A 14,036-nucleotide genomic window follows, 5' to 3' on the forward strand; every position below is an offset into this window, starting at 1 on the left:
GCATCTCCGCCCTCCCGGTGTCGCCTGAGGCGATCCGGGAGGGCGGGGCGCATCACCCGACCGAGAGGCGCAGTCTCCAGGTCGTGGATTCCCGGGGAATCCGGTACCGCTCGGGCGTCGCCGGCCCCACGGATGCGGACCCGAGCCCCAGCTGTCGGTGGTCGAGGTTGAGCCAGACGTGCCCACTGTCGGCCAGTTCGTAGGGACGAGACGCCGCCTGCAGGTCTTTCGACGTCCACCGACGCGCGGTGAAGTCGAACACGCTGCGTCCGTCGACGCGCAACACCGGCAGATCCGGCCCTGACAGCAGCAGCAGACTCGTGTCGATGTGATTGCCGTTCTCCTGCGGCACCGGATAGTGCACCTGCAGGTCGTCGATGCCCGAGCGGTAACGCCCCAGGGGCGCCGCCTCGAAGGAGTCGACATAGGTCTCACCGGGGCCGCGACCCTGCCACTCGACGTCTGCATAGCCGCCGGGCAGCGCGAGCAGCAGCCCCAGCCGAGGCACCCAGATGTCCCGGTGCATGTAGGGGGTGTCGGCCCAGGGCCCGACGAAGTCGGCCGAGACCGACAGCTCGAGACCATCGCCCTGCTCCTGCCACAGCATCGTCCAGGCGACGCCGTGCGGGTGGGTCGATGGCGCCGTGCGACCGGTGACCTCGAGCCAGCCGTCGCCCGCGCGCACGCCGTCGGTGCGATGCTCCAGGCGGTCCATCCCGGTCTGATGCCACACCTTGGCGATGTTGTTCGTCTCACCCTGTCCGCGGTCGTTCTCGGTCGGTGCACGATGCAGGTCGATCCAGGGACCGTCGGCCTCGACCCCGCCGAGCGAGAGCAGCCGACCGCTCGCGCCGTCGAACTCGGCCGTGCCGAGACGCAGCGGGCCGGGTTCCGGTCGCGATCCTCCAGTCGGAGCGACGATCGCGGGCGCGGTCTGCGGCGCCTCGTCACGCTGCCCCCACGCCACGACATGGCCGGCATCCGCCCACGACGTGGTGTCGCGCAGCACCGCGCTCACGGTCACGAGTCCCTCACCGGGGGGCACGGGGAACGTCGCGGAGTCGCCCGCCTCGATCGGTGGCGCATCGATCTCACCGTCGGCGACGGGCTGCGCTCCCTGCTCGATCCGCCAGATCAGCCGCAGGTCCGCCGTGGATGCCGAGTGGCGATCGTTGTGCACGACGATCACGTCGGCATCGACCTCGATGCGCAGCGGCGCATACGCCTTCGACAGCTCGACCAGACCCGACGTCGGAGTGCGATCGGAGGTGACCAGGCCGTGCAGCGAGAAGCGCCCGCCGTTCGGCTCGTACTCCACGTCCTCCCCGTGCATGATGTAGCGGATGCCGTCGGGGGTCGTCGTCGCGAAGCCGTGGTCGATCCACTCCCAGACGAACCCTCCGCAGATGCGGTCGTGCTCGCGCATGATGCGCCAGTAGTCCGACAGCGAGCCCGGACCGTTGCCCATCGCGTGGGCGTACTCGACCAGCAGGAACGGCAGGCCGCGACGGCGCTCATCGACCGGATCGACCGGCGCATCGGCATCCGCATCCTTCTCACCGAACACCATGCCGTGCATGCTCAGTCGGCCGCCCCTGGGCTCCTCGCGTCGACCGATCTGGTCGAGCAGCTCGAGCGAGGGATACATGAGCGAGTAGAAGTCGGAGTCCTGGTAGGTGGGGTCGCGCTCGTACAGCACCGGGCGCGACGGGTCGCGATCATCGAGCCAGCGACGCATGGCCGCGAAGCCCTCGCCCGTCATGCTCTCGTTCGCGAGCGACCAGATCACGATGCTCGGGTGGTTCTTGTCGCGCTCGGCGCTGCGCTGCATGCGATCGAGGATCGTCTCCTGCCACTCCGGCATCGCAGGCGGGTTGTGCTCCCACCCCTCGTAGATGAAGCCGTGCGTCTCGAGGTCGTTCTCGAGCACGACCCACAGGCCCAGCTCGTCGCACAGCCGCAGGAAGTCGGGATGCGGCGGGTAATGGCTCGTGCGCACGGCGTCGATGTTCGCGCGCTTCATCAGGACGATGTCCTCGCGCATCGTGTCGAGGTCGAGCGTGCGTCCGTGGTGCGGATCGTGCTCGTGACGGTTGACACCGCGGAAGGTGACGGCGCGTCCGTTGACGGTGAAGATTCCGTCGACGATCTCGACGTGGCGGAAGCCGACCGCGAGCTCGACCGTCTCACCCGCAGAGCGCAGTGTGCCGCGGTAGAGCGTCGGTGTTTCCGCGCTCCACGGCTCGACCGGCACCTGCACATTCGATCCCGCCGGCATCGAGATGCCGAGCTCGGGGATCTCGACCACGGCGTCGACGCTCGCCTCGACGCGCAGGGTGCCGAGTCCGGTGCGGTGGTCGTAGTCGGCGTGCACGAAGTGGTCGTCGATCGCATCGAGGGGTCGGGCGATCAGATCGACGTCACGGAAGATGCCCGGAAGCCACCACATGTCTTGGTCTTCGAGATACGTGCCCGCCGACCACCGGTGCACGCGCACGGCGAGCACATTGCGACCGGGGCGCACGGTGACGTCGAACTCGAACGGCAGGCGGCTGCCCATCGACCATCCCAGCTCCACGCCGTTGAGCCAGACCTTGGCGCACGAGTCGACGCCCTGGAACCGCAGCACGGCGTTCTCGAAGCCGTCGGGGGCGTCGAAGACGAGGCGATAGTCGCCGGTCGGGTTCGCTTCGGAGACGTGCGGGGCATCGAGCGGGATCGGGTACGCCGTGTTCGTGTACAGCGGCCCCTCGGCCGTGCCGAGCATGCGCCGCCGCTCACCGCCTGCGAGGGGTGTGAACTCCTCGAGCACCCAGTGCGACGGCACCGCCATGGGGTCCCATCCGGCGTCGTCGAACTCGGCGGCGAGGAACGCGTCGCCGGTTCCGGCAGTCGTGTCGCTGAGACGGAAACTCCAGGTGCCGTTGAGGCTGAGGCGCGGTGCGTCCGTGATCGCGTCAGCGCGGGGACGCCGGCGCCCGGCGCCCGGTTCGGTGCTCTCCCAGTAGCGGTCGGTCATCGCTGCCCTCCGCCTTCGAGATCGTCGATGGGTGAGGGTGCGGGCATGTGGGAGGACACCAGTGCATATCCATTCGTCTATGAATTCAATAACAACTATAGCGTGGGGGGCAGCACCGGGCGCCACCCGGCACCTTCACCCCGACGATCGGAGAATCCGTGGCCGCCCTCCGCGTGTTCGTCCCCACACCGCTTCCCGACGAACTCTGCGCTCTGATCGCAGAGCGCGAACCGAGGCTCGACCTCATCCGCGAGCCGGAGCTGCTCCCCCCTCAGCTCTATCAGGGCGACCACCTCGGCGATCCCGCGTTCCGGCGTTCGAGCGCACAGCAGCAGCGGTTCGAGCGACTGCTCGACGAGGCCGAGGCGCTCTACGGCGTCCCCGACCAGTCCCCCGCTCAGCTGCGGCGCACCGCTGCGGCGAATCCCGCGCTGCGGTGGGTGCACACCACTCCGGCCGGCGGCGGCGCGCAGGTCAGGGAGGCCGCGCTCACCCCCGAGCAGTTGACCCGCATCGTGTTCACGACCTCGGGCGGCGTGCATGGCGGGCCGCTGGCCGAGTTCGCAGTGCTGGGAGTGCTCGCCGGAGCGCAGGATCTCACCCGGCTGCTGGCAGACAAGAACGATCGCGAGTGGGGTGCGCGCCGCCCGGTGCCGCAGATCGATGGGAGCCACGTGGTCGTCGTCGGGCTCGGTGGCATCGGTCGCACCGTCGCGCGCAAGCTGCACGCACTCGGCGCGCGCGTCACCGGCATCCATCGCCGACATGTCGACGCCCCCGGCGTGACCGTGATCCGCCCGCCGGCGGAGCTCGCGGACGCCCTCTCGACAGCGGATGCCGTGGTTCTCGCCCTGCCGGGAACAGACGCGACCCGCGACATGCTCTCGGGTGCGGTGCTGACGCAGGCGAAGCCGGGACTCACTGTCGTGAACGTCGGGCGGGGCTCGACCGTCGATGAGCCCGCGCTCATCGACGCTCTCGCGAGCGGCCTGGTGGGCTTCGCCGCCCTCGACGTGTTCGCCGTCGAGCCGCTGCCCGACACGAGCCCGCTGTGGGCGATGCCGAACGTGCTCATCAGCCCGCACAGCGCCGGAACCGACACCGACGAGGAACGCCGCCTCGCCGAGCTGTTCGTGGCGAACGCGACGCGGCTCATCGACGGCGAACCGTTGATGAACCGCGTCGACACGGTCGAGTTCTACTGAGCAGAGTTCTCCTGAGCAGAGTTCTCCTGAGCGGAGGTCAGGAGCGCGCCGTGTTCAGCGCCTCCAGGCGTCGCTCCACCGCCGCGCGGGGCTCGGGACCGAGAAGGCGCGCGAACAGATCGCCGAGAGTCAGCCGGCTACTCCACTCGGTGTTGTCCCGGAAGTCCTCCGCGATCGCGGGACGGAGCTCGGTCAGCACCTCCACGATCGCCCGGTATGCCTCGCCGTCGTCGATGATCTCGGCCAGGCTCGAGTCCGGTCCGACCTCGGCCGGTTCGCGGCGCGGTTCAGGCGCGTCCGACGTCCACCGGTGCGACCCCGAGCCGACGGTGTGCCGTCGACCGTCCGGCAGCACGACATCGGCCTCGGTGTTCGCCGGCACCGTCGCCTCGACGATGATCGAACCGCCGGACCGATGCCACCGCACCCGGGCCTCGCCGTACGGGGTCGAGTGGGATGCCTCGGCGTCGTCGAACCCCTCGAGCGGGTGCGGCTCGATGGCGATCCGTGCATAGCCGGGCGCGGCCGGTGCGAGTCCTGCCACGGTGCGATGCAGCCAGTCGGCGATGGCGCCGAGCGCATAGTGATTGAACGAGGTCATCTGCCCCGGGTTGATCGTGCCGTCGGGCAGCATCGAGTCCCAGCGCTCCCAGATCGTCGTCGCCCCCATGGTCACCGGGTACAGCCACGAGGGGTTCTCGGTCTGGGTGAGCAATCTCGTCGCCGTGTCGAGGTGGCCGGTGCGGGTGAGCGCATCCTGGATGATCGGCGTCCCCACGAACCCGGTGCCGATGCGATAGCCGCCGAGCCGGGTGAGCTCGGCCAGCCGATCACCGAGCGCCTGCCGGCGCTCTCCGTCGACCATGTCGAACACGATGGCCAGCGAGTAGGCGGTCTGGGCGTCCGAGACCATCCGTCCCGACGTCGTCACGTACTCGGCGACGAATGCCCGACGCACCTCCTCTGCGACCTCCGCGTACTCGCGCGCCTCCTTCTCGCGCCCGAGCAGGGCAGCGGCCCGTGCGGTGAGATCGGCGGAGCGGAACACGTACGCCGAGGCCACGATGTCGGCCGAGGTCTTCGCCTTGGCCGGATGCTGCGGAGGCGCGTCCGGGTCGAGCCAGTCGCCGAACTGGAACATGCCCTCCCACAGACGCCGATCCCCCGAGTAGCCGACGATCACGTCGGTCCAGGCCTTCATGCTGTCGAACTGGCGCTCGAGCGTGTCGAGATCGGCGAAGCGCTCGTACAGGACGGTCGGGACGACTGCCGCGGCATCTCCCCACGCCGCGGCAGGGCGCGCGGGACCGAGCACATTGGGCACCACGAACGGCACGACACCGTCGACCTGATCGATCTCGAGGTCGCGGAGCCAGGAGTCGAGGAACCCCCGCACGTCGTAGAGGAAGCTCGCCGTCGGCGCGAACACCTGGATGTCGCCGGTCCACCCCAGACGCTCGTCGCGCTGCGGGCAGTCGGTGGGGACGGAGAGGAAGTTGCCGCGCAGCCCCCAGACGACGTTCTGGTGCAGCTGCCTCACGAGCTCGTGCGAGGTGTCGAACCACCCGGTGCGCTCCATGTCGCTGTGGATCACGACGGCGGTGACGTCGGCGGGGTCCAGCGCGCCGGGCCAGCCATCGACCTCTGCATATCGGAAGCCGTGGAACGTGAACTCGGGCTCCCAGACCTCCACGCCACCGCCCGCGAGCGTGTAGCGATCGGTGGCCGCCGCCGCACGCAGCGGCCGGGTGCCCAGTTCGCCGTGTTCGAGAACCTCGGCGTGGCGGAGGGTGACGACCGTGCCGGTCGGCCCCTGCACGCGGATGCGCATGCGCCCCACCAGGTTCTGGCCGAAGTCGAGCACGGTGCGACCGGACGGAGTCGTGATGACCTCGACGACCGGCACTTCTTCGATGCGACGCACGAACGGCGACACGCGGGCACCGGGCACGGGAACGTCTTCGACGACCGCCACCGGCGACCAGTCCGACGCGTCACGGCGAGCGTCGTGCTCTTCGCCCGCATAGAGTCCGCTCGCCGTGATCTCGTTCGGCGCGCTCTGCCACGACTCGTCGGTGCGCACCGTCTGCGTGCGGCCGTCCGCATACTCGATCAGGAGCTGCGCCGCGAAGCGTGGCTGCTCCGCGTACACCGATGCCGCGTTCTCGCGGAAGCCGTAGTGCTCGGTCGCCCAGGCGCCTGCGAGACGCACGGTGATCGCGTTCTCCCCTTCCCGCACCAGCGCGGTGACGTCGGTGCTCTCGTGCACCGTGCGGGCGTGGAACGGCGTCCAACCGGGCTTGAGCACCTGATCGTCGACGTCCGTGGCGTTGAGGGCCGCCTGATAGACCCCGACAGCCGTGGCGTAGAGGGTCGCGCGACGCACATCGCCATCCACGTCGAACGACGAGCGAAGGGTCGCGGGCTCGGCGTACGCCGTCGGCGCCGCGACGGCGATCGTGCGCGCCGTCCATTCGCCGTCGGCGAGGAACCCGGCGGTGATCCGCCGCGGCTCGCTCCACGGGGAAACCACGCCGTCGGCGCCGGTGACGCGCACCCGCAGCGCCGCCTCGTCGCGAGGAGCCAGGGGCCGGAAGGGCCACCGCAGCCGCACCGAGTCCCGACCGATCACTCGGTGCGTCTGTACGTCGCCGTCGAGCGCGAGCTCGAGTTCGGCTTCGCCCTGGGTCCACCCGGGGGACTCGGCCTCGCTCACCCATCCGATCGCCGGGGTCGCTGTGGCGACCGTGTCGCTGCCGTGCGGCGCGTCGACGGTGACGCGCGCGACTGTCAGATTCATGTTTCTCCTGCACCTCTCATCGTCGGGCGACGGCGGGTGCCGTCACCGTGATCTCATGCGTTCCCGCGCCCACCCGCGCAGCGGCCTCGCCGCCGTCGACGGTGACTTCGGAGCCGGCGGTGACCGGCAGGTCGAGGTCGGCTGTCGTGCCGAACGGCACCTCGAGTGAAATGCGCAGCACGTCGCCGTCGAGTCGCCACTCGATCGCGAGACGCCCGTAGGGGGTGTCGACCGACGCCGCCGCCTCGTCCATGCCGACCGCAGGGTGCGGCGCGATGTGGGACACGCGGTAGCCGGGCTCCGCCGGCGCGATGCCCGCCACGTTCCGGTACACCCAGTCGATGACGGCTCCGTACGCGTAGTGGTTGAAGGAGAGCATGCTTCCGCCCTCCTCCTTCGAGCCGGCATCCATGGCTCCCGAGTGGATGCGCCCGTCCGGCAGGATCGCGTCCCAGCGCTCCCACACGGTGGTCGCACCGCGATCGACCTGGTAGAGCCAGCTCGGTGCGTCACGGCGGAGGAGCATCAGGTAGGCCTCGTCGAGATGGCCGTTGTTCGACAGGGCGAACAGCACGAGCGGAGTCCCGAGGAACCCGGTCGAGATGCGACCGGCCTCCGCGCGCACGTTCGCGGCGAGTCCGTCGGCGATCGCGACGCGCTCGGCATCCGGAGCGATCCGGAACTCGAGGGCGAGCGCGGCACCGGTCTGGGTGGCGACCGCCTCGGTCCCCCAGCGCCGCCATGTCTCGGCCGCGACCCGATCGGCCAGGGCGTCGTACTCCGTCGCCCGCGCCTCGTCGCCGACCAGTGCCTCGGCCCGTGCGAGCAGGCGGGCCGAATGCACGTAGAACGCGTTCGCGACGTAGTCGCTCGACACCTTCGCCTGCCAGGGCTGCGCGCCGGGAGCATCGGGGTCGAGCCAATCGCCGTACTGGAACGGCTCGGTGGGCAGCACGACGTCGTCGCCGGCCCTGGTGCGCAGGTGCTCGACCCAACGGCGCATGCTCCGCAACTGCTGACGGAGCACCTCGTCGCTGCCGCTGGCCTCATAGACCGCCCACGGCACGATGGTGGCGGCATCCGCCCACCCGGCCCTGCCCATGTTGTCGACGTACGCCGAGCCCATGCGCATGTCCTCGAAGCGGATGATGTCGGGAACCACCGACGCGACGCCGCCCTCGTCGGTCTGATCGATCTCGAGGTCGCGCAGCCAGCTGCGCCAGAACGCCTCCGCATCCATCAACGTGCTCGCTGTCGCAGCGAACGCCTGCGCATCGCCCGTCCAGCCGAGACGCTCGTCGCGCTGCGGGCAATCGGTGGGCACCGACACGAAGTTGTCGCGCTGCGACCAGAAGACGTTGGAGTGGAAGCGATCCAGAGCCGCAGATGCCGAGCGGAAGCTCGACCGCTGCGGCAGGTCGCTGGAGATCGCGATCGCCGTCGCCGAGATCACCTCGACATCGCCGCTGATCTGGGCGTACTGGAAGCCGTGGAAGGTGAACTGCGGTTCGAGCACGTGCTCGCCGTCGCGGTCGAGGATGTAGCGATCGGTCGCCGCGGCGCTCCGGAGCGCCGCGGTGTGGAGCTCGCCCGACGGCTCGAGGATCTCGGCGTGGCGGATCGTGATCTGCTGTCCGGCCTCGCCGCGGACGACCAGTCGCACCCAGCCCGTGACGTTCTGCCCTGCGTCGAACTGCGCTCCCCCGCGGTGCACCGTGCGAGCCATGTCGAGCTCGGCGACGACGCGCACCGGCGGAGCCGAGCGCGGCTCGAACCGAGCGAGATCCGGTTCGATCACCTCGGCCGAGACCCAGCCCGAGTCGTCGAACCCGGGGCATGCAGCCCTGCGGGCGTGTGATTCAGGTCGATCGTGGTGCCGTCGTAGATGCTCGCCGATCGCACGGCGCCGAAGCCGCCGCGCCACGAGGCGTCTGTCGCGACGAGCACGCCGTGCTCGGTGTCGATCTGCGCGACGGCTCCCGACCGGTCGCCGTAGATCCGGGTGCGCTGCGCGAACCCCATCCGCCCGCGATACCAGCCGTCTCCGATCTCGAGCACGATGACGTTGGTCCCCTCGCGCAGCAGCCCGGTGACGTCGACCGTGTCGAGCAGCACACGCTCCTGATACGAGGTCCAGCCGGGGGTCAGACGTGCGTCGCCGGCGCGGTGTCCGTTGATCCACGCGTCGACGAGTCCCAGCGCGCTCAGCCGCAGGCGCGCCCGCTCGGGCAGCCCGTCGACGACGAACTCGGTGCGGAGCAGCGCTGCGGGCCCTTCGACCTCGCTGGGGATGCCGACCACCCGGGCTCGGAGGTCACCGGCGTCGAGTGCCGCCTCCACCACGAGCGGTGCGCTCCACCCGGTCCATCCGTGCGCCGTGGCGATGCGGACGGCGAAGCTGCGCCGCTCACCCGATCCGAGGTCGCCGGCAGGGACAGCCACGGAGTCCCGCGAATGGACCACCTCGCCCTGCTCCGGCTCACCGCCGACGGCACCCGAGGCGAGCTGGTACGCGAGCTGATCCGCGCCTTCATGGCCGCTCGTCCACTTCCAGGTGAGCCGCAGTCCGTCGCCCGGCACCCCGAGAAGATCCTCACCATGCTGCGAGCGAAGGCTCACCACCCGACTGGATTCGTCTGTCAGCGAGGGATCAGGGGCTGCCGCCATGGCGAGGGTTCCTTCCGGGTGGGTGCGTCATCGCATCGTGCGGCAGAGTTCGCCGCGCACGATCACCATGTTGAATGCATTCAATGATCGTGTCAAGGATCGTGCCGACTTCCGCTCGAATCATTGACGCGGGCTTTCGATCGTCGTATCTTACCGAGAGTTGAATGGATTCAACGCCATTCGGCCGCACCGGCCCTCGACGATGAGGACGCGTCCGGAGTCCAGCTTTTACAGAGAGGTAAAGGATGAACATCACCCGCACCCGGAGAGTTCTCGTCGCCGCAGCAGGCGTCGCCGCTCTCGCACTCCCCCTCGCCGCTTGCAGTTCCGGTGGCGGCGGCGGAGACGGCACGACCGAGATCACCTTCCTCGTGCCCAACTCGGGCACGAACGTCGAATCGGCCGAGGCCATGATCGCCGCCTTCGAAGACGAGAACCCCGACATCACCGTCAAGGTCGAATCCCAACCCGCCGGCACCGAGGGCGACAACCTGATGAAGACGAAACTCGCCACCGGCGAGATGGCCGATGTGTTCTGGTACAACTCCGGTTCGCTCTTCCAGGCGCTGAACCCCGACCAGAACCTCGTCGCCCTCGACGACCAGGACTGGGTGGGCGACATGCAGGACAACATGGCCGCGGTGGTCTCGACCGAGAACGGCGTGTACGGCGCCCCCTTCGGCGCCACGCAGGCCGGCGCCGTCGTCTACAACAAGAAGATCTACGCCGATCTGGGGCTCACCGTCCCCACGACCTGGTCCGAGTTCGCCGCGAACAACGAGGCCATCAAGGCCGCGGGCATCGCGCCCGTCATCCAGACCTACGGCGACACCTGGACCAGCCAGCTGTTCATCCTCGGCGACTTCGGCAACGTGCTCGCGCAGGATGCCGACTGGGCCGAGGGCTACACCGCCGGCGAGCGCAAGTACGTCGACGAGCCCGCGCTGGCGGGATTCGCGAACCAGCAGGAGGGCTTCGAGAAGGGCTGGTGGAACGAGGACTTCGCCTCGGCGCTGTACGACGACGGTGCGCGGATGGTCGCGACCGGCGAGGGCGCGCACTACCCGATCCTGACCGGCATCGTGTCGACCTTCCAGCAGAACTTCCCCGACGATCTCGACGACATCGGCGTCTTCGCGCTGCCAGCCGCGGATGCCGACGACACCAAGCTCACGGTGTGGCTGCCGAACGGCGTGTACATCCCGAAGACCACCGAGGGCGATCAGCTCGCGGCGGCGAAGTCGTTCATCGCCTTCATCAACTCGCCCGCCGGCTGCGACGTGCAGAACACGGCCATGGTCCCCTCGGGACCGTACGCGATCAGCACGTGCGAGCTGCCGGCCGACGTGCCCGGCCTGCTCACCGACATGCAGGTGTACTTCGACGAGGAGCGGACGAACCCCGCGCTGGAGTTCCTCTCCCCCATCAAGGGCCCGAACCTCGAGAACATCACGGTCGAGGTCGGCAGCGGCATCCGCGGCGCGGACGACGCGGCCGCCCTCTACGACGAGGACGTCAAGAAGCAGGCTCAGCAGCTCGGCCTCGACGGCTGGTGATCACGCGCTGATTCCGGGATGCGGGTGCGCCGAGCATCCGCATCCCGGGATCCCCGACTCGACGGAGAGACCATGACCGCACTCGCCACGCCACCCACCACCGCCGCGTCCGCCGCGAAGAACTCGCGCGGACGCCGAGGACTCAGCAGCTCGTATCCGACCTGGTTCTACATCCCGTCGGCCGTGCTGTACATCGTCCTCTTCGCGATACCGACGTTCGCCTCGTTCTACTTCAGCCTCACCCGCTGGTCGCTGTTCGACATCGAGTTCATCGGATTCGACAACTACGCGCAGTTCTTCACCGAGCCGATGCTCGTGCAGGGCTTCGTCAACACGTTCGTCTACGGCTTCGTCACCTCTGCGCTCAAGGTCGTCCTCGGCCTGGCGCTCGCGCTGCTGCTGACCGGATCGATCCTCGGGCGCGGATACCTGCGCTCGACGATCTTCTTCCCCGTGCTCGTCTCGACCGTCGGCATCGGCATCACGTTCAAGGTGCTGATGGACCCGTTCGACGGACTCATCAACCAGACGCTCGAGACCGTCGGAATCACCGGCCCCGGATGGCTCACCGATCCCGCATGGGCGCTGCTGTCGGTCGCGCTCGTCGACGTCTGGAAGGGCGTGGGTATCGCCACCCTGATCTTCATCGCCGGCCTCGTCGCCATCCCGCAGGAGTACTTCGAGGCGGCGAAGGTCGACGGAGCGAGCGCATGGCAGCGGTTCAGGAACATCACGCTCCCGCTGGTGCAGCCCGCCACCGCGACCGTGATCCTGCTCTCGCTGATCGGCGGTCTTCGTTCGTTCGAGCTGATCTGGGCCATGACCAAGGGCGGCCCCGGCTTCACCAGCGACGTGATCGCCTCGGTGATCTACAAGCAGTACCAGGCCGGCTTCTACGGGCTCTCGACCGCCGGCAACGTCGTGCTCTTCCTCGTGGTGACCGCGATCGTCGTGCCCATCCAATACATCCTGAACAAGAGGCAGGTGGAGCAATGACGCTCACTCGCACCATCACGACCGCCGGATCGTCGAAGGCGAAGATCCGGCGGGCGGACCGCCGCCCTCTCACCCCCAGGCTGTTCGTCACGCGCTATCTGATCGGGATCGTCGCGATCCTCGCCTCGATCATCGTGTTCATCGTGCCGTTCGCGTTCATCTTCCTGACCGCGGTGAAGAATCCCCAGGAGGCGGCGCTCTTCGAGTTCTCGCTCCCGGCGCAGGGCTGGTTCCTCTGGGAGAACATCGTCACCGTGCTGCAGACCAGGGACTGGATGCTGGTGACGGCGTTCATCAACTCCACCGTCCTCACGGTCGCGAGCGTCGCGATCATGGTGGTGTTCGCGGCGATGGTCGGGTACATCCTGCAGCGACGAAAGTCCCGCTGGAACCACGTGATCAACGTGTTCGTGTTGGCGGGGCTGATCGTGCCGCCCGCGGTGGTGCCGACCATCTGGGTGCTCCAGGGCATCGGGCTGTTCAAGACCATGCCCGGCATGATCCTCATCGAGGCCACGTTCGGCTTGAGTTTCTGCATCCTGCTGTTCCGGGCGTTCATCTCGACCATCCCGCGAGAGCTCGACGAAGCGGCGGTCATCGACGGAGCAGGGCCCATCCGCCTCTTCTTCCAGGTCGTGATGCCGCTGCTGAAGCCGGTCGCCGTGACCGTCGTCGTCGTGCAGTCCGTCGCCGTGTTCAACGACTTCACCGGACCGCTGTACTTCCTGCCCGGCGACGCGAACGCGACCGTGCAGCTCACGCTGTACAACTTCCAGAGCCAGTCGCTGAATCAGTGGAACCTGCTGTTCATGAACATCCTGCTCATCACCATCCCCCCGCTGGTGATGTACATCTTCTTCAACCGGCAGATCGTCGCAGGAATGACCAGTGGGGCGGTGAAGGGCTGAGTGGCATCAGAAGAACTCCGCGGGGATCGTCCCTCGGAGCCAGGCCAGCTCGTTGTCACGGATGAAGATCGAGAGCGACTCGTCCCGCGTCTGTCCCGCGCCGAGCCACTGATCCAGTCGGGCGATCAGCGCATCGCCCGACTCGGTGCCGGGTGTCTCGAGCGCCCGGTCCCACGCCTCGACGAAGCCCACAGGTGTCGGCACCTCGCGCACCAGGGCATGGATGTACTTGGGTCCGGGCATCAGCGTTCGCGCGGCCGCGAGGGCTGCCCGCGCCGCCGCCAGCGTGAGATGCGTGGTCGCGTGCTGCAGCAGGAACGGGTCTTCCCGCTCTTCGGCCTGGCGGAGGAAGTAGCCACCGTACAGGTGGGCCTGCGCGACATGCGAGCGGATGCGCTCGGCCCAGACATCGTCACCGAGCACGCTGATCGCGTCGACGAGCCCCGCCAGTTCGTCGCTGCGGCTGAACGCCACGCGCGCGTCGACGAAAGACGCCCTGGTCGGGTCGTCGCCGCGATCGGCGGCCGTGCGCAGGTAGTCGAGATCGGCGAGCTTGACGTCGATGTACGACCCCGGGTAGTCGATGCCGACGCGATCGATCCATGCCCAGCGATCCTCGGCGGCCGCACGGGCGAAAGCCTCCTCGGTCACCACGAGATACACGTCGACATCCGACCCCTCGCGTTCGGTCCCGTGGGCGACGGAGCCGACGAGCACGACCCCCACGACATCCGCGTCCTGCGAGACCTGCTCGACGTAGGCGCTCAACGCCCGTTCCTGATGCTCCACACCCGCTCCTTCGCGTCGGTGACGACATTTGTGGATGAAACGATACAAGCCCGCGCGGCGCGCTTGCGCGAACGCGACCGCGTCCATACACTTGAA

Annotated in this window: 9 protein-coding genes; 4 read left to right on the forward strand and 5 right to left on the reverse strand. The window is 68.6% G+C overall.

Features of this window, described 5'->3' with window-relative positions:
- Positions 1-52: 52 nt before the first annotated feature.
- Positions 53-3,019: a glycoside hydrolase family 2 TIM barrel-domain containing protein gene (locus ACZZZN_RS12310; protein WP_463505430.1), complete on the reverse strand. Its 2,967-nt coding sequence runs from the start codon at positions 3,017-3,019 to the stop codon at positions 53-55.
- A gap of 158 nt (positions 3,020-3,177) precedes the next feature.
- Between ACZZZN_RS12310 and ACZZZN_RS12315 the strand changes: the two genes are divergently transcribed.
- Positions 3,178-4,224 (forward strand): D-2-hydroxyacid dehydrogenase, encoded by a 1,047-nt coding sequence (locus ACZZZN_RS12315; protein WP_463505431.1) that lies wholly within the window; start codon positions 3,178-3,180, stop codon positions 4,222-4,224.
- Positions 4,225-4,261: 37 nt separating this feature from the next.
- On the opposite strand, the gene ACZZZN_RS12320 is transcribed toward ACZZZN_RS12315, so the two are convergent.
- Genes ACZZZN_RS12320 through ACZZZN_RS12330 form a run of 3 tightly spaced genes read right to left on the reverse strand, consistent with a single transcriptional unit; the run spans position 4,262 to position 9,643 of the window.
- Positions 4,262-7,024: an alpha-L-rhamnosidase gene (locus ACZZZN_RS12320; RefSeq protein WP_463505432.1), complete on the reverse strand. Its 2,763-nt coding sequence runs from the start codon at positions 7,022-7,024 to the stop codon at positions 4,262-4,264.
- Between the two features lie 16 nt (positions 7,025-7,040).
- Positions 7,041-8,822 (reverse strand): family 78 glycoside hydrolase catalytic domain, encoded by a 1,782-nt coding sequence (locus ACZZZN_RS12325; protein WP_463505433.1) that lies wholly within the window; start codon positions 8,820-8,822, stop codon positions 7,041-7,043.
- Entirely contained in the window at positions 8,819-9,643 is an 825-nt protein-coding gene (locus ACZZZN_RS12330) for an alpha-L-rhamnosidase N-terminal domain-containing protein (RefSeq protein ID WP_463505434.1), read from the reverse strand. The genes ACZZZN_RS12325 and ACZZZN_RS12330 overlap by 4 nt, the downstream gene beginning before the upstream one ends.
- A 293-nt stretch (positions 9,644-9,936) precedes the next feature.
- Between ACZZZN_RS12330 and ACZZZN_RS12335 the strand changes: the two genes are divergently transcribed.
- The 3 genes from ACZZZN_RS12335 (at position 9,937) to ACZZZN_RS12345 (ending at position 13,151) form a co-directional block, all read left to right on the forward strand.
- Entirely contained in the window at positions 9,937-11,247 is a 1,311-nt protein-coding gene (locus ACZZZN_RS12335; protein WP_463505435.1) for an ABC transporter substrate-binding protein, read from the forward strand.
- Positions 11,248-11,319: 72 nt separating this feature from the next.
- Positions 11,320-12,243, forward strand: coding sequence for a carbohydrate ABC transporter permease (locus tag ACZZZN_RS12340; RefSeq protein WP_463505436.1), 924 nt, complete (start codon positions 11,320-11,322; stop codon positions 12,241-12,243).
- Positions 12,240-13,151, forward strand: coding sequence for a carbohydrate ABC transporter permease (locus ACZZZN_RS12345; RefSeq protein ID WP_463505437.1), 912 nt, complete (start codon positions 12,240-12,242; stop codon positions 13,149-13,151). Before ACZZZN_RS12340 ends, ACZZZN_RS12345 begins: the two co-directional genes overlap by 4 nt.
- Before the next feature lie 6 nt (positions 13,152-13,157).
- Here ACZZZN_RS12345 and ACZZZN_RS12350 read toward each other — a convergent pair whose 3' ends face one another.
- The gene (locus ACZZZN_RS12350) at positions 13,158-13,940 is read right to left on the reverse strand and encodes a nucleotidyltransferase domain-containing protein (RefSeq protein ID WP_463505438.1); all 783 of its coding nucleotides are present in this window, start codon (positions 13,938-13,940) and stop codon (positions 13,158-13,160) included.
- Positions 13,941-14,036 lie beyond the last annotated feature (96 nt).

This window comes from Microbacterium sp. AC145 (genome assembly GCF_979258505.1).